General features: G+C 66.6%; 26 protein-coding genes. 13 read left to right on the forward strand and 13 right to left on the reverse strand.

The window, feature by feature from the left end; all coding sequences use genetic code 11:
* The first annotated feature begins 30 nt into the window (after positions 1-30).
* Entirely contained in the window at positions 31-504 is a 474-nt protein-coding gene (locus tag G6N66_RS27520) for an SRPBCC family protein (RefSeq protein ID WP_085234005.1), read from the forward strand.
* 15 nt (positions 505-519) lie between these two features.
* Here G6N66_RS27520 and G6N66_RS27525 read toward each other — a convergent pair whose 3' ends face one another.
* A complete protein-coding gene (locus tag G6N66_RS27525; RefSeq protein WP_139825300.1) occupies positions 520-1,083 on the reverse strand; it encodes a pyridoxamine 5'-phosphate oxidase family protein in 564 nt (187 codons plus the stop codon).
* Positions 1,084-1,213: 130 nt separating this feature from the next.
* Between G6N66_RS27525 and G6N66_RS27530 the strand changes: the two genes are divergently transcribed.
* A complete protein-coding gene (locus tag G6N66_RS27530; RefSeq protein WP_085234096.1) occupies positions 1,214-1,831 on the forward strand; it encodes a TetR/AcrR family transcriptional regulator in 618 nt (205 codons plus the stop codon).
* Here the strand turns inward: G6N66_RS27530 and G6N66_RS27535 are convergent.
* Entirely contained in the window at positions 1,817-2,428 is a 612-nt protein-coding gene (locus tag G6N66_RS27535; RefSeq protein WP_085234006.1) for a TetR/AcrR family transcriptional regulator, read from the reverse strand. The genes G6N66_RS27530 and G6N66_RS27535 overlap by 15 nt on opposite strands.
* Positions 2,429-2,535: 107 nt before the next feature.
* Here G6N66_RS27535 and G6N66_RS27540 point away from each other — a divergent pair, with 107 nt between their 5' ends.
* Positions 2,536-3,198, forward strand: coding sequence for a peroxiredoxin-like family protein (locus G6N66_RS27540; RefSeq protein ID WP_179968326.1), 663 nt, complete (start codon positions 2,536-2,538; stop codon positions 3,196-3,198).
* Between the two features lie 16 nt (positions 3,199-3,214).
* A complete protein-coding gene (locus tag G6N66_RS27545) occupies positions 3,215-3,706 on the forward strand; it encodes a DUF417 family protein (protein WP_085234007.1) in 492 nt (163 codons plus the stop codon).
* Here the strand turns inward: G6N66_RS27545 and G6N66_RS27550 are convergent.
* Positions 3,680-4,291, reverse strand: coding sequence for a TetR/AcrR family transcriptional regulator (locus G6N66_RS27550; protein ID WP_085234008.1), 612 nt, complete (start codon positions 4,289-4,291; stop codon positions 3,680-3,682). The two genes, G6N66_RS27545 and G6N66_RS27550, sit on opposite strands and share 27 nt — an antisense overlap.
* A gap of 56 nt (positions 4,292-4,347) precedes the next feature.
* On the opposite strand from G6N66_RS27550, the gene G6N66_RS27555 reads away from it, so the two are divergent.
* The 3 genes from G6N66_RS27555 to G6N66_RS27565 all read left to right on the forward strand — a co-directional run bounded on the left by G6N66_RS27555 (position 4,348) and on the right by G6N66_RS27565 (position 8,387).
* A complete protein-coding gene (locus G6N66_RS27555) occupies positions 4,348-4,956 on the forward strand; it encodes a TetR/AcrR family transcriptional regulator (protein WP_085234009.1) in 609 nt (202 codons plus the stop codon).
* Between the two features lie 72 nt (positions 4,957-5,028).
* Positions 5,029-6,831 carry a flavin-containing monooxygenase gene (locus G6N66_RS27560; RefSeq protein WP_085234010.1) on the forward strand — a complete coding sequence of 601 codons (1,803 nt, stop codon included), beginning with the start codon at positions 5,029-5,031 and terminating at the stop codon, positions 6,829-6,831.
* 26 nt (positions 6,832-6,857) lie between these two features.
* Positions 6,858-8,387, forward strand: a complete 1,530-nt coding sequence (locus tag G6N66_RS27565; protein ID WP_085234011.1) for a flavin-containing monooxygenase — start codon at positions 6,858-6,860, stop codon at positions 8,385-8,387.
* Here G6N66_RS27565 and G6N66_RS27570 read toward each other — a convergent pair.
* Positions 8,350-9,087, reverse strand: a complete 738-nt coding sequence (locus G6N66_RS27570; protein ID WP_232079570.1) for a MerR family transcriptional regulator — start codon at positions 9,085-9,087, stop codon at positions 8,350-8,352. The genes G6N66_RS27565 and G6N66_RS27570 overlap by 38 nt on opposite strands.
* Positions 9,088-9,164: 77 nt before the next feature.
* Here G6N66_RS27570 and G6N66_RS27575 point away from each other — a divergent pair, with 77 nt between their 5' ends.
* Positions 9,165-10,445: a cytochrome P450 gene (locus G6N66_RS27575; RefSeq protein ID WP_085234013.1), complete on the forward strand. Its 1,281-nt coding sequence runs from the start codon at positions 9,165-9,167 to the stop codon at positions 10,443-10,445.
* Here the strand turns inward: G6N66_RS27575 and G6N66_RS27580 are convergent, their stop codons facing one another.
* Complete coding sequence (locus G6N66_RS27580; RefSeq protein ID WP_085234014.1) at positions 10,446-11,609, reverse strand: Zn-dependent alcohol dehydrogenase; 1,164 nt, start codon at positions 11,607-11,609, stop codon at positions 10,446-10,448.
* A gap of 146 nt (positions 11,610-11,755) precedes the next feature.
* Here G6N66_RS27580 and G6N66_RS27585 point away from each other — a divergent pair, with 146 nt between their 5' ends.
* Together G6N66_RS27585 and G6N66_RS27590 are read left to right on the forward strand one after the other, a co-directional pair.
* A complete protein-coding gene (locus G6N66_RS27585; RefSeq protein WP_085234015.1) occupies positions 11,756-12,835 on the forward strand; it encodes a sulfate ABC transporter substrate-binding protein in 1,080 nt (359 codons plus the stop codon).
* 25 nt (positions 12,836-12,860) lie between these two features.
* Positions 12,861-14,612, forward strand: a complete 1,752-nt coding sequence (locus G6N66_RS27590) for a SulP family inorganic anion transporter (protein ID WP_085234098.1) — start codon at positions 12,861-12,863, stop codon at positions 14,610-14,612.
* Here the strand turns inward: G6N66_RS27590 and G6N66_RS27595 are convergent.
* From G6N66_RS27595 to G6N66_RS27615, 5 genes are all read right to left on the reverse strand, one after another.
* The gene (locus G6N66_RS27595; protein ID WP_085234016.1) at positions 14,600-15,445 is read right to left on the reverse strand and encodes an SDR family oxidoreductase; all 846 of its coding nucleotides are present in this window, start codon (positions 15,443-15,445) and stop codon (positions 14,600-14,602) included. The two genes, G6N66_RS27590 and G6N66_RS27595, sit on opposite strands and share 13 nt — an antisense overlap.
* A 73-nt stretch (positions 15,446-15,518) precedes the next feature.
* A complete protein-coding gene (locus tag G6N66_RS27600; protein ID WP_085234099.1) occupies positions 15,519-16,799 on the reverse strand; it encodes a sodium:proton exchanger in 1,281 nt (426 codons plus the stop codon).
* Positions 16,800-17,068: 269 nt separating this feature from the next.
* The gene (locus tag G6N66_RS27605; protein WP_085234017.1) at positions 17,069-17,884 is read right to left on the reverse strand and encodes an SDR family NAD(P)-dependent oxidoreductase; all 816 of its coding nucleotides are present in this window, start codon (positions 17,882-17,884) and stop codon (positions 17,069-17,071) included.
* A 9-nt stretch (positions 17,885-17,893) separates the two neighbouring features.
* Entirely contained in the window at positions 17,894-18,307 is a 414-nt protein-coding gene (locus G6N66_RS27610; RefSeq protein WP_085234018.1) for a nuclear transport factor 2 family protein, read from the reverse strand.
* Positions 18,304-19,347 carry a zinc-binding dehydrogenase gene (locus G6N66_RS27615; protein ID WP_085234019.1) on the reverse strand — a complete coding sequence of 348 codons (1,044 nt, stop codon included), beginning with the start codon at positions 19,345-19,347 and terminating at the stop codon, positions 18,304-18,306. Before G6N66_RS27615 ends, G6N66_RS27610 begins: the two co-directional genes overlap by 4 nt.
* Before the next feature lie 129 nt (positions 19,348-19,476).
* On the opposite strand from G6N66_RS27615, the gene G6N66_RS27620 reads away from it, so the two are divergent.
* From G6N66_RS27620 to G6N66_RS27630, 3 genes are read left to right on the forward strand one after another with little or no spacing between them, the layout of a single operon-like run.
* Entirely contained in the window at positions 19,477-20,322 is an 846-nt protein-coding gene (locus G6N66_RS27620; RefSeq protein ID WP_085234020.1) for a helix-turn-helix domain-containing protein, read from the forward strand.
* A 7-nt stretch (positions 20,323-20,329) separates the two neighbouring features.
* Positions 20,330-21,718, forward strand: coding sequence for an MmgE/PrpD family protein (locus G6N66_RS27625; RefSeq protein WP_085234021.1), 1,389 nt, complete (start codon positions 20,330-20,332; stop codon positions 21,716-21,718).
* 9 nt (positions 21,719-21,727) lie between these two features.
* Positions 21,728-22,486: a DUF2127 domain-containing protein gene (locus tag G6N66_RS27630; RefSeq protein WP_085234022.1), complete on the forward strand. Its 759-nt coding sequence runs from the start codon at positions 21,728-21,730 to the stop codon at positions 22,484-22,486.
* 15 nt (positions 22,487-22,501) lie between these two features.
* On the opposite strand, the gene G6N66_RS27635 is transcribed toward G6N66_RS27630, so the two are convergent.
* The 3 genes from G6N66_RS27635 to G6N66_RS27645 form a co-directional block, all read right to left on the reverse strand.
* Positions 22,502-23,116, reverse strand: coding sequence for a PaaI family thioesterase (locus G6N66_RS27635; RefSeq protein WP_085234023.1), 615 nt, complete (start codon positions 23,114-23,116; stop codon positions 22,502-22,504).
* A gap of 65 nt (positions 23,117-23,181) precedes the next feature.
* Positions 23,182-23,985, reverse strand: coding sequence for a mycofactocin-coupled SDR family oxidoreductase (locus tag G6N66_RS27640; protein ID WP_085234024.1), 804 nt, complete (start codon positions 23,983-23,985; stop codon positions 23,182-23,184).
* Complete coding sequence (locus G6N66_RS27645; RefSeq protein ID WP_232079435.1) at positions 23,985-25,592, reverse strand: flavin-containing monooxygenase; 1,608 nt, start codon at positions 25,590-25,592, stop codon at positions 23,985-23,987. The genes G6N66_RS27640 and G6N66_RS27645 overlap by 1 nt, the downstream gene beginning before the upstream one ends.
* Positions 25,593-25,712 lie beyond the last annotated feature (120 nt).

A 25,712-nucleotide genomic window follows, 5' to 3' on the forward strand; every position in this document is an offset into this window, starting at 1 on the left:
GTCCGCGTCGTCGCCGACGGAAGGAGAGTCATGACTGTCACCGTTGTGGACGCAGGCCCCCGGCGGGTCTGCCGGTCGGTCGAAGTGGCAGCGCCGGCCGCCGAGCTGTTCGCGATGGCCGCGGATCCCCGACGCCACCACGAATTGGACGGGTCGGGCACCGTGCGCGACAACATCAGGGTGCCCGCGGAAATGGCTGTGGGATCGAAGTTTTCGACGAGCATGAAGATGTACGGGTTGCCGTACCGAATCACCAGCACGGTGACCGCGTTCAAGCCCAACGAATTGGTCGAATGGCGCCATCCGGTGGGCCATCGCTGGCGTTGGGAGTTCGCGGAACTCTCCCCGACGCGGACCCGCGTCACCGAGACCTTCGACTTTCACGACGCCGGGGCGCTCAAGAACCTGATCAGGTATTACGACCTGATCGGGGCCCGAAAGAACAACGCCGCGGGCATCGAGGCGACGCTGGTCAAGCTGCGCGACCGCTACACCGCGGAGTAGTCGCGCAGTAGGGGATCAGCCCGGATCGGCGGCGTCCCACCCGACCACACCGGACACCCAGTGGCTGAGCTGTTCGACCTGATCGTTGCGGTGCAGGTGACGCGGCGGCGTTGCGTAGCTGGAGTAGGGCCGGCAGCGGATGACGACGCGGTTCTCGCGCTCGCACATGTCCTGGACCGCGGGGCGTGCCTCGTCGGGGAGCGCCTGGCCCGACATCCGGCCGGCCACCGCCATCATGACCTCGACGGCCAGCTCACGGTCGCGGTCGATGGTGGCGTCGGCGTAGACCTGCAGATAGCTGAACGGCCACCGCTCGTCGAGCACGCAGAGGCTGACCTTGCCGTCGCGTTCGACGATGCGCTGCTTGCCGCGGCCGGCCATCGTCGACACCAGCAGTTCGTCGGTGTCGGTCGGGATGTAGTAGACGACCGACATGGCCGGGCCGTCGTTGCGGCGGCGGTAACCGAACACACAGGTGCGATGCGTGCGTACGAATTCGCGGCGCTCGGAGGGCAGCATGTCGCGGTCGGTGGGAGCCGTGAAGGGCTCACGGGCCAGTGGGAGCAACGCGGGAAGCATGGCGAATTGTCCTTGTTGTCAGAGGATTTGACCCGGAAATTATTAATGGATACAGTGTGACCAATATTCCGAAGGGTGTCAAGTGAGCATTGCCGACCAGCCCCGCTCCCGTGGCCGCCCGGCCGTGCCTTTGGACCGGATCCTCGCCGCGGCCGTGGAACTCGTCGACGAACAGGGGGCGCAGGCGCTGTCCATGCGGTCGCTGGCTCAGCGCCTGGGATCGGGCACCGCGACGCTGTACCGGCGCTTCGCCGATCGCTCGGAATTGGTCGCCGCGCTCGTCGACCGCATGATCGGCGAAGCCGATCTGCATGCAATTGCCACGCTGCCTTGGCAGCAAGCCTGTATGTCGTTCGCACAGAACATGTTTGACGCGCTGAGCCGGCACGGCAATGTGGCATCCCTGTTGATCGGGCACGTTCCGTTGGGCCCCAACGCGCTGGCCCAACGGGAGCTCGTGTTGTCGGTGCTGCTCGACAACGGATTCGCGCCGGCCGCCGCCGCCTGCGCCTACGCCACCGTGTCCCGCTATGTGCTGGGGTTCGCGATCCAGGTCGCCGGGTCAACGGACGGCACTTCCCAGGAGGCCGAAATATCTGCGGCCTTCCATCAACTCGATCCGGCCCGCTATCCGGCCACGGTCGCCCTCGCCGACGAACTGCCGGTTCGGTTGGCCGACGAGTTCGAGTTCGGCTTGCGGCTCATCGTTTCCGGACTAGAACGGCTGCCCGGTTCAGCGCGCCCCTAGCCGGCTGAGGTGGTCGATCATGGTGTCGACCGCGGCCGCCAGCGGGGCGGCGTCGCGGCGGACCTGGCTCAGCAGCAGGCCGCCCTGAAGGGCGGCGAGCATCGCCAGTGCGATCCGATCGATCGTTCCCGCGGGCAATTCCGCACGTTTCGCGATGGTGACCACTCCGTCGTGAATCATGTTCTCCCACTGGGCGAATGCTCGTGCGAGCCGCGCCCGCGCGAGGGGATCGCAATCGGAGAGCTCGCTGGCCATCGACCCGAGCGGACAGCCGCCGACGCCGCTTCGGCCGCCCACGACGTCGACCATGGCGTCACGCCAGCGCCGCAAGTCCGCGATGCTTTCGATGCGGTCCAGGCCGAGGTGCTGAAAGCCGAGCACCTGGTCGGCCTGATAGTCGATCACGGCGGAGACCAGATCGTTCTTGTCCGCGAAGTAGTGGTACAGCTGCGAGGTGCTGATGGCCGCGGCTTCCTGAATGTCTTCGATGGTGGTTCGTGCCACGCCGCGCCGCAGCATCAAGTCGGAGGCCGCTGCCACGATGCGTTCCCGGGTGGCTCGGCCCTTGGCGGTGAGCTTTTCGTAGGCGACTGGCATGGACCACAAGAGTACTCGATTTTGGAGTTGACACTCCATTTTTGAACTCGCAGGCTGAGCTCGTCCGTCTACCAATCGGTTTCACTTCTTGCGAGGGGCACAGAGTCATGGACATCTCAGACACCATCGCCGACCGAGTCACGCAACTGCAGGGCGCGATGACCGGCCAGCTCCCCGACGACGTTCTGAGCACCTTCGGCGCCGAGCAGGCCGCCCTGCGGGCCGCCGGGGTGCCGGCGGGCGTAGCAGCACCGGGCGACACCATGCCCGACGGACAACTCCTCGACGTGCACGGCGCGCCGACCACACTCGCCGAGGCCATCGGCGGGCGCGGCGCGGTCGTCGTGTTCTACCGCGGGGCCTGGTGCCCCTACTGCAACCTCGCGCTGCGCGCCTACCAGGAACACCTCGTCCCGCAACTGGCCGCGCGCGATATCCCGCTGGTGGCCATCAGCCCGCAAAAGCCCGACGGCTCGCTGACAACGCAGCAGCAGAACGAGCTCAGCTTCACCGTGCTGTCCGATCCCGGCAACCAGATAGCCACCGCCTTGGGTGTGCTGACGGCTCCGGGCGAGGCGGCGCGCACCGCTGCGCTCAGGCTTGGTGTCGACGCGTCCGCGGCCAACGCCGACGGGACCCACGGCCTGCCGATGCCGACCGTGGTCGTCGTCGACGGCACCAGGATCATCCGCTGGATCGACGTACATCCCGACTACACGTCCCGCACCGAGGTGTCCGACATCGTCGACGCCCTGACGGTCCTCGATTGACGGAAGGACATCTTGCATGATCGACGGGGGGCCAAACCCACTGGCGTACAACGTTACTCGCGCCGGGCAGCTGGTCAGTCGCTACGGCCTGGTGGTGGTGCTGGCCTGGATCGGATTCGGCAAGTACGTGAAGATGGAATCCCGCGTGCTGATCGAACACAGCCCGCTGATGAGCTGGATCTACCACGTATTCAGCGTGACGACGGTGGCGCGGGGCCTCGGGACGATGGAAATCGTTGCGGCGCTTCTCATTGCGCTGCACCCACTGGCGCCGCGCGCGTCGGCCGTCGGCAGTGCGCTGGCGGTGGTGCTCTTTTCCGGGACGATCAGTTTCCTGTTCACCACGCCCCGCGTCGTCTTGACCCACGCCGGCGGCCTGCCCGTGTTGTCGGCGCTGCCGGGCCAATTCCTGCTCAAGGATCTGGTGCTGATTGGCGTGGCGCTCTGGACATTGGGCGACTCGTTGACCGCCGCGGCCAACTCAACGTTGGCTCGGTCGCGCGAATAACGATCCCCTGATCAGTTTCTTCGCCGCGTTCAGCGTGGCGTCGTAGGCCCGCGGCGAAAGGCTGGCGGCCTGTTCGGACAGCCCGCGCGTCAGGGCGCAGATGGCCTCCACCGCGGCGCCGGCATCGGTCTCGACGGACAGCCGTCCTTTAACCCGGGCGTCCTCGACGACCTCGGTGACGACATCGCGCAGTGCTTTGGATCCGGCCTGCGCGGTGCTGTGGGCGCGCATCGCCCGCAGGAACGGGGTCAGGTAGGGATAGTCGACGATCAACCGCTTCGACTCGTCCAGCACCGCATCGAGTCGGTCGACGACATCGTCGGTGTGTGCGATGGCCGCGCGCAGTCGCGGCAGGACGATCTGCTCGATCTCCTCGCCGGTCGCGCTGAAGAGGTCGGATTTGTTCGCAAAGTAGTGGTAAAGGCTGCCGCTGGTCATGTCGGCGGCGCGGGCGATCTCGCGGATCGTGGCCTGCGAGTAGCCGGCCTGGGCCACACAACGCATCGCGGCGGTGATGATGCGCCGCCGCGTCTGCGCGCTGTCCGCGCCCACGGGTCGGCCCAGCGGAGAGGCCGCGACGGTCATGCCACCCCCACCTTGGGAACCGGGAACGCATCGATCGGTCGAATATATTCGAGCGCATGGGAACCCGGGCGCAGCTGGGCCGACCCGTCGGTGCCAGCGGCGAGGAGACCCGCCAGCGGATCATCTTCGCGACCATGCGCTGCGTGGCCGAGGTCGGGTATTCCAAGGCGACCATCCGCGAGATCGCCCGGATGGCGGATGTGAGCAGCGCCAGCCTGTACAACTACTTCCCGACCAAGGCCCAGCTGATCAACGCGACCGTCGCGGCCAGGGCGGATGCCGCGATGCCGCGCCTGCGCGAGGCCGCAGCGAGACCGGGCAGCATCGGCGACCGGATCGAAGCGGTGCTGGAAGAGTGCGGTCAGCTGATGCGCGAGTACCCGCACCTGGCCGCGTTCGAGTGGGCGATCCGGGCCGAAAACATCGAGGCCATCGGCGCCGGGTTCGAGGCCTTCCGGGAGATCATCGAGGGGATCGTCGCGGACGCGGACCGGCGGGGGGAGCTGGCCGAACTTGGCGCTGACACGGATTCGCGGGGCACGGTCGAGGCGATCTATGCGCTCGTCTATGGGCTGACCGAGCTGGCCGCCACGCTGCCGTCGGATGCCTACCAGTCCGCGCTGGGCTCGGCCAAAGTCCTGGTCAGAGGCACACTCTTCGGCTAGCGCGGGCCGATCCCTTGATACGATCAAGCGATTAATTATAGAGTCTGGCGCACGGGAAGTGAGGCCGAGACCTTGACCGAGACGGTGGGGTGCGCGTTCGACGTCGATGCGCTGCGGCAGAAATACGCCGACGAGCGCGCCCGGCGCCTGCGCCCCGACGGCATCGCGCAGTACGTCGAGATCGCCGGGGAGTTCGCCCGGTTCGCCGATGACCCCTGGGTGGATGGAACGTTCACCCGCGAGCCGCTGACCGACGAGGTCGACGTGGCCATCGTCGGCGCGGGCTTCGGCGGGTTGTTGACCGGAGCGCGGCTGCGCCAGCTCGGCGTCGACAGCGTGCGGCTGATCGACCGCGCGGCCGACGTGGGCGGCACCTGGTACTGGAATCGGTATCCGGGCATCGCCTGCGACGTCGAGTCCTACGTGTACATCCCGCTGCTGGAGGAGCTCGGCTACATCCCCGCGGACAAGTACGCCCAGGGCGCCGAGATCTTCGCGCACTGCCAGCGCATCGCCGCGCACTACGACCTGTATCGCGATGCCTGCCTGCAGACCGATGTGCATGAGATCCGTTGGGACGCGGCGAGTTCGCGCTGGATCATCCGAACCAACCACGGCGACGAGATGCGGGCGAGGTTCGTCTCGATGGCCAACGGGTATCAGGCGAAACCGAAGCTGCCCGGCATACCCGGGATCGGCTCCTTTCGGCGGAAGGCGTTTCACACCAGCCGCTGGGACTACCGCTACACCGGCCAACAGCTGGAGAACCTCGCAGGCAAGCGGGTCGGCATCATCGGCACCGGGGCGACCGCGGTCCAATGCGTGCCGCATCTGGCCGCGGCCGCGCAGCACCTCTACGTCTTTCAGCGCACACCGTCGTCGGTCGATGTCCGCGCCAACCGGCCCACCGACATGCAGTGGGCACAGGCCTTAGCACCGGGCTGGCAACAACAGCGGATACAGAACTTTCAGATCCTCACCGCCGGTGGCCAAGCGGAGCAAGATCTGGTCGCCGACGCCTGGACCAGCATCACCCGGAAACTCCCGGTGATGCGCCACGACACCCGTGAAATCCAAGCGTCGGTGAGTCCCGAACAACGCACCCGCGACATCGAGTTCGCGGACTTCGCCAAGATGGAGGAAATCCGGGCTCGGGTCGCCGACATCGTGATCGATCCGGCCACCGCCGAGGCGCTCAAGCCGTGGTACGGCTACTTCTGCAAGCGCCCCTGCTTCCACGACGAGTATCTGCAGACCTTCAACCGCGACAACGTCACGCTGGTCGACACCCGCGGCCGCGGGGTGGACGGCATCACCGAAACCGGTGTCGTGGTCGACGGGGTTGACTATGAGCTCGATTGCCTGATCTTCGCAACGGGTTTCGAGGTGGGCACGGACTACTGTCGCCGCACCGGGTTCGAGTTGATCGGGCGCGACGGCGTGACGCTGACCGCCAAGTGGCGCGACGGTGTGCGCACGTTTCACGGCTTGTATACCAACGGTTTTCCGAACTGCTTCATCGAAAGCATTGCCCAGGCCGGGCTTACGGTGAACTTTCCGTATCTGCTTGACGTGCAGGCCAGCCACGCCGCATGGATCATCGCCTGGGCTCTCGAACACGGCGCCACCGAAGTCGAGGCTTCAGCCGACGCCGAGGCCGCCTGGGTCGACACCGTGGTGGCCCGTTCGGCGATGACCGCCGAACGAGCTAAGACCTGCACTCCCGGCTACTACAACCGGGAAGGCAAGGCGGACGCCAAGACTCGGCAGGGCAGCTTCTTTTTCGGTGCACCGACCGAGTACGCCGATATCCTGGCGGCCTGGCGCGCCGCGGGCGACCTGCAGGGGCTCGAGATCCGCGGGGCAGGTCCGTGAAGTACCTCCTGGGACGAGCCCGGGCGATGCTGCGGCGTCGACCCGCACCGAGGGTGGCGATCATCGGAGCCGGGTTCGGCGGCCTCGGCACGGCGGTGGCGCTGCGCCGCGCCGGCATCGACGACCTCACGATCATCGAGGCCGCCGACGGCGTGGGGGGCACCTGGCGGCGCAACACCTATCCCGGTGCCGCCTGCGATATCCAGAGTCACCTGTACTCGTTTTCGTTCGCGCTCAACAGATCTTGGAGCCGTACCTACGCCCGCCAGCCCGAGATCCTCTCCTACCTGGAGTCGGTGGCCGACGACTTCGACCTGCGTCGCCACCTGATGCTTGACACCAGGGTCGACACCATCCGCTGGAACGCCGACACTTCCCGGTGGGACTGCGAGCTGGAGCACGCCGGGCGGACCGCCACCCTGACCGCGGACGTCGTGGTGTGCGCGGTGGGTCTGTTCGGCGCCCGCAAGCTCCCAGACATCGCCGGTCTGAACGACTTCGGCGGCACCCTGATGCACACCGCGCAGTGGGACCACGGCGTCGATTTGGCGGGCAAGCGGGTGGCGGTGATCGGCACCGGCGCCAGCGGCGTGCAGGTGGTCCCCGAGCTGGCCAAAATGACCGAACGCCTCACGGTGTTCCAGCGCACCCCGCCGTGGATGGTCCCCAAGGACGACCGACCCTACAGCGCAACAGAATTGGCTCGATTCAAGCGCGACCCGCTGGCTACCCGCCGCACCCGCTGGCAGATCTGGAAATTCCAGCACGACAACACCGCGACCCTCGCCGACGACCCGGTCGTCACCGCCCGCAGCCAGATCGCGACCTCGTTCCTCGAGCGCACCGTCGCCGACGAACGGCTTCGGCAAGCGCTGACACCGGACTACCCGTTCCGCTGCAAACGTGTGCTGCTGGGCGACGACTACTACCGGGCTCTGCAGCAAGAGCATGTGGAACTGGTCACCGACGCAATCGACCGCATCACCGAGACGTCGATCGTGACGCGGACCGGCCAGGCCTTTCCCGTCGACGCCATCGTGCTCGCCACGGGATTCGAGACGTCGCGCTACCTATCGGGTATCGACGTCATCGGAATTGGGGGACAGCACCTGCACGAGCGATGGGGACCCGACCCCAGCGCCTACCTGGGCGTCGCCGTCAGCGGCTTCCCGAACTTCTTTATGCTTTATGGCCCCAACACCAACCAGGGCGGCAACTCGATCGTCTATATCCTCGAAGCCGGCGCGCGGCTGGTGGCCAGCGCGGTCGCCCGCCTGGCGCGTCGAGGTGGCTCCCTCGACGTGCGCCCGGAGGCCGAAAAGCGGTACAACGACCGGCTTTCCGCGGACCTCGAGCGCAGCATCTGGACGCAATGCGACAGCTACTTCCGCTCACCGACCGGCCGCATCGTTACCCAGTGGCCCTACACCGAGCTGGACTACGCGCGGCGGACTTGGCGGCTGCGGCCGCGAGATTGGTTGCACCGCACCGGTGCAGCCGCGGCCGGAGAGGCGTTGGTCAGCTCCGCTTCGAAGCGTTCTTCCTCGCGGGTGTAGGCACCTCGATCTTGGCGGCTTCCTCGGTGGCGACCTTGCCGGCCACCTTGTCGATGGCTCTGCGGAACGCCTGCATGCCGAGACCGATTCCCAGGGAGCGCAATTGCAGGGTCTTCTCGGCGATCGCGGGCCACTCGTCGATGGGCAGCCCGGCCCGCAGGAATGGTTCCCAGATCTCGTGGCGATAGAGGTCGACGAACTCCTGCATGCTCGCGACCTGGTGATCGGTCATGTGCGTGAGCGACCTTGCCACCTTGTCCAACGGCAAGCCGGCCGCGACCAGCTGATCGACGTAGTCGAACGTTCGTGTGTCGGTGATGACGAGCAGTTCGTCGTCCACGACGTCGATCAGCCCGCAACTGGCCAAGTGGTGCTCCGCGTCGGCGCCGAACTGTTCGGCCAGGTCGACCCGTTTCATCTCCATCGATCCGGTGAGGTTCGCGGGGCCGAGCACTTCCGAGGCCATTCGGCGTATCTCAGGCGCCGACTCACCGGACTGGTCCAGTATTTGCCGAATGATGTCGAGCGGAAAGCCTTGCGCACGAAGCGATTTGATCCGCTCGATGTGCGAGATGTGGTCGTCACCGTAGATTCCGATCCGGCCACGGCGCTGGGGCGGCGGCACCAGGCCGTTGGTTTGCCACTCGCGAATGTTTCGCGCCGTCATGTCGACGCGGCGGGCGAGTTCGTCGATTGTCATGTCCACTGCGCTGACCTCTTGTCGATTACGTAAGTTTCCGTTACGGTCGCATTCGTAACTATACAGGTAGGTGGCCGATGACGCTCACGGACGGAGTTCGCTTCACGGGCTCGGCGGCACGCACGCTCGCCGGAGCCATGGTGGCCAACGCCGGGGGCGCCCGCCGGCGCGCCCGGATCGACGCGGAGATCACCAGCTACGACCCGATGGACGCGGCGACCGCGGCCCAGCCGCACGAGGCCTACCGTCGATTGCACGCGGGCGCTCGGGTGCAGTACAACCCGAAACGCAGAGTGTGGATCCTGAGCCGGTTGGACGATGTCCGGGCCGCCGCTCGCGACGACGCGAACCTGTCCAGTGCGGACGGCCCCACGCTGGCCCGAATACCCACGCCGATCCTGGTGTCGCTGGATGGCGAAAAACATGCCCGACAGCGGCGTCAGGTGATGCCCGCCTTCACCAGAGCGGCCCTGGACAGCTGGCGTCCGATCATCGACCGGCTGGCCGCCGAGACGGTCCGCGACGTGTTGGCCCACCCGGGTTGCGACATGGTGCAGCGACTCGCGATACCGGTGCCGGTGCGCCTGATCGCCCAGTTGCTGGGCATTCCCGACACCGACGTCGACGATTTTCGTCGCTGGTCGGAAGCGTCGGTACAGATCACCAACATCGATCTCACCGCAAGCGGAGCCCGCAGGCTGGCCGCCGCGCTGCGCGGTTCGTGGGCGATGCACCGTTATTTCACGCGGCAGTTCGCCGCCGGCGGCTTGAAGGGCTCGGACACGATCCTGGGACGGCTGCTGGCCGAGAACGAGGCCGGCTCCCTGCCGGACCGGGAGCTGTTCTACTTCGCGATGCTGCTGCTGCTGGCGGGCAATGAAACCACCACCAACCTGCTCGGTGGCATGTTCGACACGCTGGCCGCCCACCCTGAGCAGTACGACCTGCTGCGCGCCAATCCCGACCTGGTGCCGACGGCGGTCGAGGAGTTACTGCGCTATCTGTCGCCTGCGCAGAATGTCCATCGCACCGCCGTGAACGACTACCGGGTGGGCGACGTCACGATCCCGGCGGGTGCGCGGGTCATGCTGGCGATCGGCGCCGCGAACCGGGATCCGCGCGCGTTCGACGACCCCGATGCTTTCCGGGTGGATCGAAATCCCATCCAGCACATGACTTTTGGCTTCGGGGCACACCTGTGCATCGGGGCGCAGTTGACGCGCATGGAGGCCCAGGCGGTGTTGCGGGAACTGGTGACACACGTCAGCCGGATATCCGTCGTCGGCGCGACCGAGTGGTCCACCAATAGCCTGCTGCGGGGACCGACCCGTCTGGCGGTCCGTCTGACGCCGGCGTGATCAGGAAGTGCTCACGCCGAAATCGATGACGCCGCGGATCAGTTCGCCGGAAGCCTTGGCGGCATAGGCCTCGTTGATGTCGTCGAGCCGGTAACGCTTGGTGATCATCTCGTCGAGCAGCAGCTGACCGGACCGGTAGAGCGAGGCCAGCAGCGGAATATCGCTTTTGGGATTGCAGGAGCCGAACACGGTGCCGCACAACGTCTTATTCATCAAGACGAAATCCTGCAGCGTGACGGCGATCGAATTCAACCGCGGCGACGGCAGTCCGGTGAGCACACAGGTGCCGCCCTTGCGGGTGAGCTCCAGCGCTGTCCCGACGTCGGCCGCGCCTATCATCGCCGGGGAGACCACCACCGCGTCGGCCATCACGCCGCGGGTCAACTCGCGCACCAGCTCGATCGCATCGGATCCCGTTGCGGCGGTGTGGGTGGCGCCGAACTTCAGCGCGGACTCGCGCTTGAACTCGACCGGGTCGACCGCGACGATGCGCGCGGCGCCGCTGATGCGCGCGCCCTGAATCGCCGCGGTGCCAATGCCTCCGGCTCCGATGATCACCGCGGTGTCCCCGCCGCGCACCTCGGCCCGCCGCGCCGCCGAGCCGTAGCCGGTCGGAACGGCGCACGCCAGCAGGGCGGCGGGCACCAGCGGGAAGTCTTGGTCAATCTTTACCAGGGAGTCCGCCGAGACGACGGTGTGTTCGGCGAATGCGCCAATCTTGGAGATATGCCCCAGGTTTCGTCCGTCGACGGTGTGATGGCGGAAGGTGCCGTCGGTCGGCATGCCCGGGGTCATCGTCCCGGAACCCTTGTCGCACAGGTATTCCATTCCCGATGCGCACCACCGGCACAGCCCGCATACCGCAACGAACGACGTCACCACGTGGTCGCCGGGGGCGAACCCGGTGACGCCGTCGCCCACCTCGAGCACCACGCCGGATCCTTCGTGCCCGCCGATCGTCGGCGACATGGCCGGCAACCCAAGCGAGCGTAAGGTTTCCGGCGGCGGGGCCAGCTTGCCCTGCCGGATGTGCTCGTCGGAGTGGCACAGCCCGGTGGCGGCCAGTCGCAGCAGCACCTCGCCGGCTCGCGGCGGGTCCAATTCGAACTCTTCGACCGTCCAGGGACTGCCGTACTCGTAGAGGATCGCCGCGCGGCTTCTCATGTGCCTGACCCTAAATGCCGGGTGCGGCCGCGGTTGCCGCGCCCCCGGCAGTTTGCTTCAGGCTGATTCTCAACGCTGCCAGAAGGTGGCCTGACCGTTAACGTCAACCAAAAGCTCGGCGCTGGACTGTGAGAGGACGCCTGCCGATGGTGGAAACGCCTCCGCTGGACGAGCGTGCCCGTGCCCGACGGCGCGTTCCGTGGCTCAACGTCCTGGGCGTCGTCGCCGTCGTCCTTGCCGCGGCCGCGCTGGCGGTCAAGAACGTACCGGACGCGTTGCCCAACGCCAAAGCCAATCGGATCCTCAATGTGTCCTACGACCCGACGCGTGAGTTGTTCGCGGCGCTCGACAAGGCGTTCATTCCGCAATACCGCGCGCGTAGCGGGGTGACGCTGGACATCGAAGAGTCGCACGGTGGTTCGGGGCGCCAGCTGAAGAGCGTGCTGGACGGCAGCCAGAAAGCCAGCGTGGTGTCACTGGCGCTGATCAGCGACATCCAGACGTTGAGCAAGCGGGGGCTGATCGCATCCGGCTGGCAACGACGCCTGCCCAACAATTCGGTGCCCTACACCTCGACCGTTGTGTTCGTGGTTCGCAAGGGGAATCCCAAAGGCATCCACGACTGGCCCGACCTGATCAAGAGCGACGTCGCGGTGGTGACACCCAACCCGCGCAGCTCGGGCAACGGCCAACTGAGCGTTCTGGCCGCATGGGGTTCGGTCACCACCCGCGGCGGCAGCCAAGCCCAGGCGGCCGCGTACGTGCGGACGCTGCTGCACCATGTGGCGGTGTCCGACGCCGGCGCCCGGAGCGCGGGCGACAATTTCACCCTGGCCAAGGTTGGCGATGTGCAGCTGGCTTGGGAAAACGAGGCGCTGCGCGAGGTGGCCGCCAACAAGGACGAACTCGAGTTGGTCTACCCACCGGTCAGCATCCTCGCCGAGCCCGCAGTGGCCTGGGTCGACGCCAACCTCACCGATCCCAAGACCGCCACCTACGCCAAGGCCTACCTGAATTACTTGTTCACCGACGCCGCGCAGGAGCAGGTGGCCCAATTCGGCTATCGGCCTTGCAATCCGGCGATTCTGGCCAAGCACACCGACCGGCTGCCTCCGCTGACGCTCTTCCCGATCACAGCCATTGCCAAGGACTGGAGCGACGCGCGCGAGCAGTTCTTCGGCACCAACGGGATCCTCGACACGCTCTCCGCGGCGCTGGGCACCTAAAGTGCGCCGCGCTCTCAACTACGACATGGCGAAAGGCCGGCACGACCTCGTCGCCGGGCTCACCGTCGCCGCCATCTCCTTCCCCCAGGCGATGGCCTACGCGCTGATCGCCGGGGTGGATCCCCGCTTCGGCGTGTACTCGGCCATCGTCGTGACGATCGTGGCGTCGATCTTCGGCTCGTCCTCGCACCTGATCAACGGGCCGACGAGCGCGATATCGCTGCTGGTGTTCACTGCGCTCGCCTTCATCGATTCGGAGAACACCACCGAGCTGTTCGAGGGCCTGTTCCTGCTGGCCGTCCTCGTCGGCGCCTTCCAAATCGTGATCAGCCTGTTCAAGCTGGGCAACCTGACGCGCTACATCTCCGAGTCGGTCATCATCGGCTTCATGGCCGCGGCGGCATCTCTGCTTGCCATCGGACAGTTGGGCAACGCGCTGGGGGTGCGCGACAAGGGCAACGGGCACATGCAAGTGCTGCGTCGGGTGTGGCTCACCATGTTCCGCGGTGATCACATCAACTACCGCGCGTTGACGCTCAGCGCCGCCGCGGTGGCATTGGCGGTCGTGCTGCGGCAACTGGTGCGCCGCTTCGGGTGGCCCCAGATCGACATGCTCGCCGTGCTGATCATTACCGGCCTGATCGCCTATTTCGCCGGCTGGTCGGTTCCCGGCGGCGGTGGGCATACGGCGGTGGCGGTGGCGGCAAAGATCCCTCGCAGCCTGCCCGCCCCGCACATCCCCGAGGTTCACCCGGACTGGTTGCCCGAGTTGTCTTCGGGCGCTTTGGCTATCGCATTCGTCGGTATCATCGAGGCGCTGTCGATCGCCAAAGCCATTGCCTATGAGACCCAGCAGAAGATCGACTACAACCGACAGATCATGGCCGAAGGACTGGCCAACCTCGGCGGCGGCTTCTTTCAGTGCTTACCGGGCTCGGGTTCGCTGTCGCGCTCGGCGATCAACTACCAGTCGGGCGCCAAGACACGATTCTCTGGAATCGTCTCGGCCGCAACGGTTGCCGCCGCGTTACTGCTGTTTGCGCCGCTGCTGCGATACGTTCCGCAGCCCGCGCTGGCGGGGCTGCTGCTGGTGACCGCGGCGAGGCTGGTCGACTTCAGGCGATTGTTCTACACGCTCAGGGCGTCGCGCTATGACGCCGGACTGGTGATCGTGACGGCATTCACCGGCGTGGCAATAGATCTCGATAAGGCGGTCCTGCTCGGTGTGATCCTGTCGATCCTGCTATTCGTACCGCGGGCGGCGAGGCTGAAAGCCAAGGAGCTCGTTGTCGCCCCCGAGCGTGTGGTCCGCGAGCGGATCCCCGGTGACCTCGTCGACCCGTCGATCATCATCTATGACCTGGAAGGCGAGCTATTCTTCGGCGCTGCACCGGAATTGGACCGCCACCTGATGGTGCTGCATCAACGGATCGCGGACGATGACGTGAAGTTCGTGGTCCTGCGGCTCAAGCGCGTCCGCCACCCGGACGTGGTGTGCATCGAGCGCATCGAGCACTTCCTCCGCGAGCAGACCGCGCGCGGCGTGACCGTTCTGCTGGCCGGGGTTCGCGCTGACGCGCTTCGCATTTTGCACAATGTCGGAATCGAAAGCTGGTTCCCGCCTGTGCACATCTTCCCCGAAGAAGACGAGGAATTTTCGGCGACGCTCAGGGCCGTGCGTCACGCCCGCGGCCACTTGGCTCCGGTCGAAGTCGGCAGGTCGCCCGTCAATGCGATCGATCTGAAGGACCGGGCCGATCTTTACTACCTGGTCTGATTGGCGGTGGCCGCCCTGGCGCGCTCCGTCATCGAGGCGATCACTCCGCCGTCGTTGAGGATGTCGGTGCCGGTGAGATAGCCCGCCTTGGCGCTGGCGCAGAAGGCGAGCAGCTCGCCCATTTCCTCGGGCTTGCCCCACCGCGGGACCGCGGCGTCGGCAACCATCGCCCCGGCCCCGGCTTGCTCTTCGAGCCTGCCCATCTCGGTGTCGATGGACCCGGGAGAGACGGACAGGATGCGCAGGCCGCGCGCGTTGAACCTTTCGGCCTGCGACTGGCTGTACCACCGCACGAAGCTTTTGCTCAGGGCGTAGGCGATGCCGGATCGTGCCTCCTCGGGAAGGGCGTCACAGGGCGCCATCATGGCGTCCCAGAAGGCGTCCGCGTCGTGCAGCGCCAACGGAAAGTGTTGTGTCGGAACCATTTCCGCGGGCAACATGTGGGCCGCCATCGACGCGACGTTGACGATCACGGCGCCTTCGCCGGCCTTCGCATAAAACGCCTCGTTGACGTTGACGGTGCCGACCGCATTGGTCCGCATGACGTAGTCGGCGGACCCCATGCTCGGGCTGACCCCCGCCGTGTGGATGACCGAGGCGAGGGTTCCGAGGTCGTTCGCCGTGTCGAGCAGGCTCTCGACAGCACGACGGTCGGTGACGTCGCAATTGACGATCGTGGGTTGCATCCCGAGCTCGTGCAGCGCCGCGGCCGCGGCGTCGAGCCGGTCTTGCCTCACGTCGCAGAGGATCAGGGTGTGGTCGCGGCCGACGATTTTCGCCGTGGCCAGGCCCATGCCGCCGGCACCGCCGGTGATCACCGAAACTCGATTCATACCTGGACGGTATATGCGGTGGGATTTCGGACGGAGCTGCGGGTCGAGCTTTTTGCGCCCCTCCGCCGGCGCTCTAGCCGGCCGCCTCCGGGTCCTCGTGTGGGTGGCCGCTGTGTCGCACAGCGGTGCCCCGGAACGGCGCGCGAATGGCGGGGGTCAGGTGCCGGCGGTTGATGACCAGCCCGACGATGGCCGCCGCGGTGTAGACGCCGCAGAGCAGCAGACGGCCGTGGGTGGTGTTGATCGGGAACTGTGCGAGGAACAGCACCAGGAGCGCCCAGGCGGTGGCTCGCTGGAAACGCAGCCCGAGTATCAGCGCAACACCCATCAGGGTTTGGGTGGCGGTCAGCAGCACCTCTTCCACCTGCCGGGGATCGAGCGCCAGGGCGAATCCGCCGCCGCCCAGCAGGTGGGACACCGGCAGCGAGCCGATCAGCAGCGTCCACTGGTTGACCTTGGACGAGATCAGCGTGGCGATGGCCGCCGTGCCCTTGCCGCGGCTGGCGAAGATGGTCGCCACGATGAACTCGGGCGCCTCCGAGGCCAGCGGTGCGAGCCACTGCACCAGCAGGAACCGGTCGACGCCCAGTTCGGTGCCGGCGGCAACCAGATTGTCGGCAAACGGCGCCGCGCAGAGCAGGATCACCGCGCACGACACCGCGAGCAACCCGATGACGACCATTCGCCGGCCGCGGTCGGGCAGGTGTCCGACGGCGGCGGCGGTGCCGACCAGCTCGGGTTCCTCGACGTCGCCGTGGCTGAGCTTGTAGAGGTAGAAGGCGAACCAGGCCAGCAGTGCCAGCCCCAGCACCAGGTGGATGTGTCCGGTCGCGGGGATGAGGAAGGCCGCGAGGCCGGCGACCAGTAGGAAGCCGATTTCCACCCGGTTGGCGGGTTCTAAGGCCACCCCGGTGGTCTTTTTGCCGCCCAGTCTGCGGGCCACGACGACGCCGACCAGTACCACGACCGGCCAGCCCAGACCCATCAGCAGCCGGTTGGACCCCGTCATGTTGGCGGCGGCGTACTGCGTGTACTCGGGGACGTGGCCGGACACGTACGCGTAGTAGAGGTCGACGGCGTATTCGGGCAGCACCGCGATCACCGCGAGCACCGCGATCGCGAGGCCTCCGGAGACGTCGATCTGCGCGGCTTCGGCGGCCCACGCCAGCAGGAAGCTGGCGGCGACCACCGCGGCCCCGTAGATCAGCAGGGCGGCGACCGCGTTGAGATGTATCCCCCCGATGCGCACCACCAGCGCCGGAGCGACAAACGCGGCGGTGATCACCGCCGACCGGGTCAGGGTGCGCCACGGCGCGCGCGGCGGCGAGGGGCGGTCCACGGCAAGCATCGCCATTTCTTCGGAATTCATCGACTTCATCGAGATCGGTGATCGTTGGTGGCTACTCTTGCGGCCGTTTGCGATCTCCTCACCGTACCTGCCCGAACCACACCCAGCAACGCAGGGCACAGCCGACTTGTCGACTTGCACCGACGCATCTTTGCTGGCCAGGTGCCGCCACTTAAAACTTGGACTGGCCCAAATTCAAACTTTGGCAAAACGTTCCGGGGACGCGTGGGGAGGTTGATAGCTATTTCGACGCCGACGGCAAGCTTGCGGTTCCCCTAATCGGACCCCATCGCCGCGACCGCCATTTGCGCGAAGAGTTCGACCGTCTGTTTGCGGGTGAGCGAACTCGTCAGCTGCTCGGCCGCGCGCATCATCTCGCCCACGAACAAGGTCGGCCCGTTGGCGAGGTTCTCGAAGGCCTCGGCTATCACGTCGTCCACCGAGTCGGCGCCCGGCGGCACCTCGTCGGGCGCGCTGATCTGGCCGCGGCTGTATTCGAGTTCGCGCAGTGCCGGGGTGTTCGTCTTGCCCAGGATCAGGCCCAGCACGTCGACGCCGGTGTCGTGCAGCTCGGACCACAGCGCTTCGGCGAAGACCATGTCGAATGCCTTGGTGGCGCCGTAGGCAACCATGTTGGGCCCGCCGGCCAATCCGGCGCCGGATCCGAAGATGACGATTCCGCCGCGGCCGCGCTGGACCATGGGCGCAGCGAAGTGATGGCACAGTTGCATCGGCACCATGCAGTTGCGCTGCACCATTGCCTCGGCGGCCGCGATCGAATTCGCCAGGAAGGGCTGATAATTCGGGTCGGCCCCGGCGCAGTAGACCAGGAAACCGATCTCGAGATCGGCGGTTGCCTCGGCGATAGCCGCGGCCGCGCCCGGCCGCGCGAGGTCCATTGCGAGGGTGCGGGTTTGAGCCGACGTGCGCGACTCGATGCCGGCCGCGACTCGATCGAGCACCTGCTGCCGGCGTGCCAGCAGCACGACGTTGACGCCACGCTCGGCGAGCCCTTCGGCGAATGCGGCACCGACTCCGTCGGAAGCGCCGGCGACCAGTGCCCACGGCCCGTACTTGTTAGCGAATGTCACCGGATTCTCCTACGTCTCGCCGACGGTGGTCAGACGAACCTGCGTGAAGCGCCGGCGCGCAATGCGCCAGCCGTCGGGTGTCCGCACGATCTCGTCGTCGTAGAAACCGACGGGGTTGACACCAGATTTGTTGTCGGCGGACATGATCAGCCCGTCGATGTAGGTGCGGGCGGTTGCCGTATCGCCCTCGACCGCGATGGCCTGGTTGCTCAGCCGGTGCATCGTGTGTCCCGCCATGGCGTGGACCTGTTCCATGAACTCGGTAACGGCATCGACGCCTTTCCACACGCCGATCACGCCGTAGTCCAGCTCGCAGTCGTCGGTGAACACGGTGCGAAACAGCGCCCAGTCGCGTCGGTCGATGCCGGTTGCGTAGCGCACCAGCAGATCCGAAATATCTTGGCGATCTTCGCGTTCGGTCATGCGGGGTCTCCGTTCGGATGGACGATGATGCGCGGTGGCCCGTCGGAGCGCCGCGCGAGCTCGAGGGCGTCGGGCACTTCGTCGAGGGTGATGATCCTGCCCACGCTGGGTAGCGGATCCAGCCGTCCGGCGGCGATGGCATCGAGCGTTCCGTACCAGTCCTGCGGGTGCGGCCCGCCGCCGAACTGGATGGTGACGCCTTGGCGGGTGGCGGTGGTGATGTCCAGCGTATCGCCGGTGTACCAGCCACCCGCGCAGTAGATGCGGGTGGCCATTTCGGCGGATTCCACGATGCTCTGGATGAGTCCGGCCGCACCCACGCATTCGAAAACGACTGCCGGACCGGGCAATCCGCGCTGTGCGCGAGCCTCCTGGAAGGCGTCGAACGCGGACTTGACGGCGGGGTCGACCACGATGTGCGCACCGAACCGGTCGCGGGCCAGTTCGCGCCGATCTGCCTTGAAGTCCGCCACAATGATCGGCTCGACGCCGCGGCTGACCAGGGCCGCGACCGCCGAGAGCCCGATCGCCCCGGCTCCGATGACGATGGCGACCTCGCCCGGCTGGATCCGCGCCGAGCGGACGCAGAACTCGCCGACGGCGAACGCGTCGGTCAGCGCGGCGGCGTCGGCGGAGACATCGGCCGAGACCGGCTTGGCGGCCGCTTCCGAAACCACCAGCAGCTCGGCGAAACTCCCCTGCGACTGCGGGTGCTGGCCGATGATCCGCACGCCGCCCGCCCCGCCGTCCACGAGGCGTATCGGCATTGCGGTCACCCGCGCACCGAGGGCGAACTGTTCGGTGCAGCCGGGCCCATATCCGATGACTTCGCCGACGAACTCGTGGCCCAGCACGATGTCACGGTCGGCGTCGTAGAGTGAGCGACCCGTCGGGTCGTTTATGGCGAGCTCGGGGTGGTCCATGAAGTGCACGTCGGATGCACAGATCGCGGTGCTCAGCGTGCGCAGCAGCAGTTCGCCGGTTCCGGGCTCTGGGTCGGATGTCTGCCGCACCTCGAGTCGGCCATCCCGCAAGACCACAGCTCGCAAAGTGTCGATTCACTTTCTCGAATAATCGATATAAGATCTCGAATGTTCGGTATTACTGTAGGAATCCGCTCGTAAAGGAGTCAAGCGATTCGCGGATCGCCGTCGGCGCCGACCGCCCGGGTGCTTGATGTCGTGGAGCTCCTGGCGCGGTCCGGCAACACGCCGCTGCGCTTCTCCGACGTCGTCCGCGAGCTCGAGCTCACCCAGGCGACGGCGCACGCGATCCTGAAAACGCTGTGCGATCGGGGTTGGGCCAGCCGCGATCCGGTGGTGAAGACCTTTTCTCTCGGGCCCGCGCTCGCCGTCGTGGCGGCCCGGACGGACACCGCTCGTCCACTCGCGCACGCCGCTCGAGAGGCCGCGCTGCGCCTCTCCCGCGAGGTCGGCTACTCCGGCTCGGTGGTGGAGAAATTCGGTGATTCGTTGGTGGTCACCGCATTCGAGGGCGACGCCGCGACGCAACCGGCGGGAATACCCGGTGATCGCATCCCGTATGCGCCACCGTTCGGGGTGGCGCTGGCGGCCTGGGACACCGACGAGGAGCGACGGGCGTGGGTCCGCCGGGGTGCGGGCGACAACAGCGATCGCACGGAACGCCTCGAACGCGTTTTGGAACACACTCGGCAGCGTGGATACGACGTGGACTGGACAACGCCCGCGCTGGCGCAGGCCGTCCAGGTGGTGGGCACGTTGGACAGCAACGACATGCCGACTCCGGTGCGCGACATCATGGATCAGCTGCTGGTCGAGTTCACCACCATCGGGTTCCTCTCCGACGACAACCCAGGTCGTCGCAAGCAGCCCGTAGTCACCATTGCCGCACCGGTTTTCGATCAGCGCCGGCGCGCCGCCCTGATGCTGGCCGTTCATCCGTTGTGCACACTGAGTTCGCGGCAGATCCGCATCATCGGGAAAAAGCTCACCGATGAAACCAATGCGATCAGCGAACGAAGCCATGTCGCATAGCTATGTCGTGGACGACCTCGGAGCTTTCGTCGTCCATGCGGCGCCGGCCGATCTGACCGGGAACTCCCGGGCGATGTTGAAACGCAATGTGCTGGACAGCATTGCCTGCGCTATCGGATCGCTGGACGGCGAGCTGATCGCCACGCTACGCGAGCACACCGAACAGTTCGGCGGTCGCGGCAGCGCGACACTTGTCGGCGGCGGACGCGCATCGGTCGATCAGGCCGCGTTCTTCAACGCAGTGCTGGTGCGCTATCCCGACTTGCTGGACACCTACCTCACCGTGGGAGGGCTGTGCCATCCGGCGGACAACTTCGGCGCCGTCTTCGCCGTCGCCGAGCACGTCGACGCCAGCGGGTCGGATTTCCTGTTGGCGCTCGCGGTGGCCTACGAGATCCAATGCCGTTTCAGCGCACAGGTTCCCGTGATGGCGCGCGGGCTCAATCACGCGCTGCAGCTGGCGATGTCGGTGGCGGCGGGTTCGGCGAAGCTGCTTGGCTGCGACGCCGAACAGAGCGCCAACGCAATCGCGGCGTCGGCGGTCGACAACCTATCGCTTGCCGGTGTGCACGCCGAACCGGTATCGCACTGGAAGGGCATCTCGCCCGCCATCACCGGCATGCGTGCGGTCTACACCACGATGTTGGCCCGCCGCGGCGTCACGGGCCCCAAGTCGCTGTTCGACGGTCCGCAGGGTTTGGTGCAGCTCTTTGATCAGCCCATCGATTTCCGCACCGCCGACCGGGCGCTCACCGCCGCCGAACACACTTACCTCAAGCAGTACTGCGCACTCATTCACGGGCAGGTCATCATCGATGCGGTGCTGGCGATTCGCACCGAGAACGATCTGGACGGCGACGATGTGGCCAGGGTGAAACTCGAAGTCTTTCAGGGTGCATTCGACTTCGCCGGTGGGGGAGTCTACGGAGCGAAGGATCACCCGTGGACCAAGGAGCAGGCCGACTACAACCTCAAATACCTCAGCGCCGTCGCACTCCTGGACGGCGGCGTGGGTCCCGAACAGCTTGAAACCGAACGCGTTCGACGCGCCGACGTGCAAAACCTGTTGGCACGCGTCGAAGTCGAACCCGCCGACGACCTGACCGCGGACTACCCGCAACGCACGGCGGCCCGCGTGCACGTGTTCACTCGCGACGGCCGGGAGTTCAGCCGCGAGGAATCCGATTACGAGGGATCGCCCACCCGACCGATGTCCTGGGAGCGGGTCGTGGAGAAGTTTCACTGGCTCGCCGAGCCGTTCTGCGACGAAGCGTTGCGCGCCGACATCGTCGCGGCGGTGGCGAACATCGACGAGATTTCGGTCGCCGAGCTCGCCGGGCTGTTGGGCACGGCGAGCCGGGTCGCGCGGCGCCCCCGCAGCAGGGTACGGCTGTAAGGTCGGCTGGTGGCAAAGAAAACCAACCGGTGGGAGTTGGTCACCTGCGCGGTGGGCGGACACGTCACCTACGCGCCCGACGAGGAGGCGCTCGCCGACCGGCTCAGCGGTAAAACCGGGTTGGGCGAGGTGTGGCGCTGCCTGCGCTGCGGAGAGTTCATCCTCGGCGCACCCCATGGTCGCGGCCACGCCGACGCCGCGCCGATGATCATGCGCGGCAAGGCGTTACGCCAGGCGATCATCATTCGCGCGCTGGCCGTCGAACGCCTGTTTCGTGCGCTGATCATCGCGCTCGCGGCCTACGCGGTGTGGAAGTTCCGCGGCGCGCAGGGCGCCATCCAGGCCACGCTCGAGCGCGACCTGCCGATCTTTCGCGCCGCCGGCTTCAAGGTCGACCAGATGAGCATCGTGCATGAGCTGGAAAAGGCGCTGGCCGCCAAACCGTCGACGCTCGCGATACTGACGCTGATGCTCAGCGCGTACGCCATCGTCGAGCTGATCGAGGCCGTCGGTCTGTGGTTGGTGAAACGGTGGGGCGAATACTTTGCGGTGATCGCCACCTCGGTCTTTTTGCCACTGGAAATCCATGACCTGGCTAAGGGCATCACGATGACTCGCGTGGTCACGTTCACCATCAATGTCGCGGCGGTGATCTATCTGCTGGTGTCCAAGCGGCTGTTCGGCCTGCGCGGCGGGCGGAAGGCCTACGACGAGGAACGACGAGGCGAGCAACTGCTGGACGTCGAGCGCGCCGCCATGACGAACTGACGCCAATGGAACCCGTCAAGCGGGCGGCTGCTTGGGCTGGATGAAGATGCCCTCCGCTTCGACCGTGGGGCCCTCGTCGTCGGCGATAAGGCCGGTGGAAAAGGTCTTCGCGCCGTCGACGCGCTCGACGTGAGCCTCCGCGCGCAGTGGGCGGCCGAGTTCGGTCTTGCGCAGATAACGCAGGATCAGGGTGCCGGTATACGCGGGCCGCAGCGGCTGGTGCGCCGTCGCACCCAGCACGTGGTCGAGGATCAACGAGCACACGCCGCCGTGCACGTGACCCGGCGGGCCCTCGTAGGGGGCGCCGAGCACGAATTCCGACCACACCAGTCCGTCGGGCTCGCGGTGGATCACCAGCGGCGGTGCGACCGGATTGCGCAGGCCAACCACGGCATTGCCCCAGGCAATGGTGCTGCCGTCGGGTGCACGCTGCACGCCGAACGGCCCGGGTTGCGCCGAAGCACTCAATTCATTTGCGGCACTTTCGATTTTGAGCTGTGCCGCGGCAACCGTCGCGGGATCGGCCGTGGTGCGGATGCTGATGTCGACCAACCGGCGGATCGATTCCGCCAACGGCCGGTACACCATCTCGAGCCGGCTGGGGTCGCTGCTCGGCCATTCGTCAGACATCTAGCCAACCTAACAGTTACCGCTGGGTGGTATCGGCGACCTCGGCGCGGCGAATTCGGGCTGGGTCACGTCGTCTTCTGCGTCAGGCCGGCGTCGACGACGAGCTGGGTGCCCGTGATGTAGCGCGCGTGATCGGAAGCCAGAAACACCACGGCGTTGGCGATATCGACCGGCTCCACCCAGGGCACCGGAAGCAAATTGCGCGCGGCGAGTACCTCGGCGGCGTCGGCCGCCGTCGGGTGGTCCAGGTCGGGTCGCAGCCGCCGAAACGTGGCCTCGTTGAGCACCATCGGCGTCGCGACCGGCCCGGGGTGCACCGTGTTGACCCGAATGCGCCGCGGGCCAAGCTCGTTGGCCAGTGTGCGGGCCAGCCCGACCACGGCATGCTTACTGGCGGTGTAGGCGGCGGTGTTGGGCAATCCGCGAATGCCGCTGGTGGAGCTGATGATGATGACGGATCCGCCGTCCTGCCCGATGTGCGGCACTCCCGCCCTGACCGTGTGCCAAACCCCGGTGAGGTTGATGTCAAGCGTGCGCTGCCACTGCGCTGGGTCGAGTTCCCAGGCGGGCGCACCCGGCAGGTGCACCCCGGCGTTGGCGACGATGACGTCCAGGCGCCCCAATTGCGCAACGCCCGCATCGACCGCCGTCGCGACGGCATCGATGTCACTGACGTCGGCCAGGCCGGTGGCGCACCGCCGGCCATGTGCCTCGATTTCGGTTGCCAGATCACGCAATTCGTCGGCCGCGTCCGCGAAGTCGAGCGCGATCACGTCGGCGCCCTCCTCGGCGAACCGCTGACAATGCACCCGCCCGGTACCTCGGGCCGCCCCGGTGACCACGACGACCTTGCCGTCAAGTCCGGTCATCACGAGACTTTGATCAAATCGAAGCCCTTGTAGCCGGCGTCGGCGATCTCGGCGCAGATGTCGTTGTATGCCGCGAAGCCGCCAATGAACAGCATGAAAACCCGTGGCTTTCCAGGGACATTGGCGCCCAGGTACCACGAGTTGGCTTTGACGAACAGCGATGCGTCGGCCCGGCGCGCCAATTCGGCGACCCAGCCGTCCACGGCGTCGCGCGTCGGCTCCATTGCGGTGTAACCATGCTCGTCGAGGTGGGCGATGGCGTCGGCGATCCAGTTCACGTGCGCCTCGGCGTGCAGCACCATGTTGGCCAGCACCGCGGGTGCGCCCGGACCGGAAATCACGAAGAGGTTGGGAAACCCGTCGACGCCCAGTCCCAGGTAGGTGCGCGGGCCCTGCTCCCAGTAGTCGCGCAGCACCGTGCCGTCGCGGCCGACGATGTCGATCTTGGCCAGCGCACCGGTCAGGGCGTCGAACCCGGTTGCCAACACGATCGCGTCGAGGTCGTAGTGGGCGTCGGTGGTGTTGATGCCCGCCGCATCGACGGATTCGATGGGGGTGGAACGGACACTAATCAGCGATACGTTGGGTCTGTTGAAGGTCTGAAAGTAGTTGCTGTCGGTGCAGATTCGCTTGGTGCCGATGGGGTGGTCGTTGGGAATCAACAGGTCGGCGATCGCCGGATCGTCGATGATGGCCCGGATCTTCTCTTCATAGAACTTGCGAGCCTCGTCGTTGGCTGCGATGTCGGTCGTCTGGTCTGAGAAGGTCTTGGAGTACAGCACACCGCCTAGCTGCCAACGCTTTTCGAAATGGGCGCGACGCTCCTCGGGGGTGTACTCCATGGTCGGCTTGGGTGGGGTGAGGTGTGGTGATCCGCCGCCGCTGCGCCACGACAGTCGGCGACGCTCGGCGTAGCCCGCCTTGATCTCGGCCATTTCCTCGGCGGACAATGGCCTGTTGCCCGCCGGGATGCTGTAGTTGGGGGTGCGCTGGAAGACGTAGAGATGCGCGGCCTGCTCGGCGATGATCGGAATCGATTGAATGCCAGACGATCCGGTGCCGATGACCGCCACCCGCTTGCCGGTGAAGTCGACGTCGTGGTGGGGCCAGTGCGCGGTGTGGTAAACCTCGCCCGCGAAGGTGTCCAGGCCGGCGAAATCCGGGGTCAGCGCGTCGGACAGCGGCCCGGTCGCCATCAGGCAGAACCGCGCGGTGATGCTCTCGCCGCCGTCGGTGGTGACCGTCCAGCGCAGCGTGGCCTCGTCCAGCTTCGCCGCGACGACCCGGGTGTTGAGGGTGACGCCCCGGCGCAGGTCGAGTTTGTCGGCGACCCAGTTCAGGTAGCGCAGTATCTCGGCTTGGGTGGCGTACTTCTCGGTCCAGTTCCATTCCTGCTGCAGCTCGTCGGAGAACGAGTAGCAGTAGTCGACGCTCTCGACGTCGCAGCGCGCACCCGGATAGCGGTTGTAGTACCAGGTACCGCCCAGCTCCGGCGCGGCCTCGAGCACCCGCACCGAGAGCCCTTGGCTGCGCAGCTTGTGCAGCGCGTAGAGGCCGGCGAAGCCGGCGCCCACCACGATCGCGTCGAGGGGTTCAGCTAAATCCACAGCCATCACGGTAGGACGTCCGCGACCGCGAGCCCACACCTGTCCCGATCACCGGGCCTGCGCCGGCCGTACCGGCCCGACGACCTGCGGGGAAGGGCTCAACCCCGCACGTCAGGCCAA

This window comes from Mycobacterium conspicuum (assembly GCF_010730195.1).
Classification (GTDB): Bacteria; Actinomycetota; Actinomycetes; order Mycobacteriales; family Mycobacteriaceae; genus Mycobacterium; species Mycobacterium conspicuum.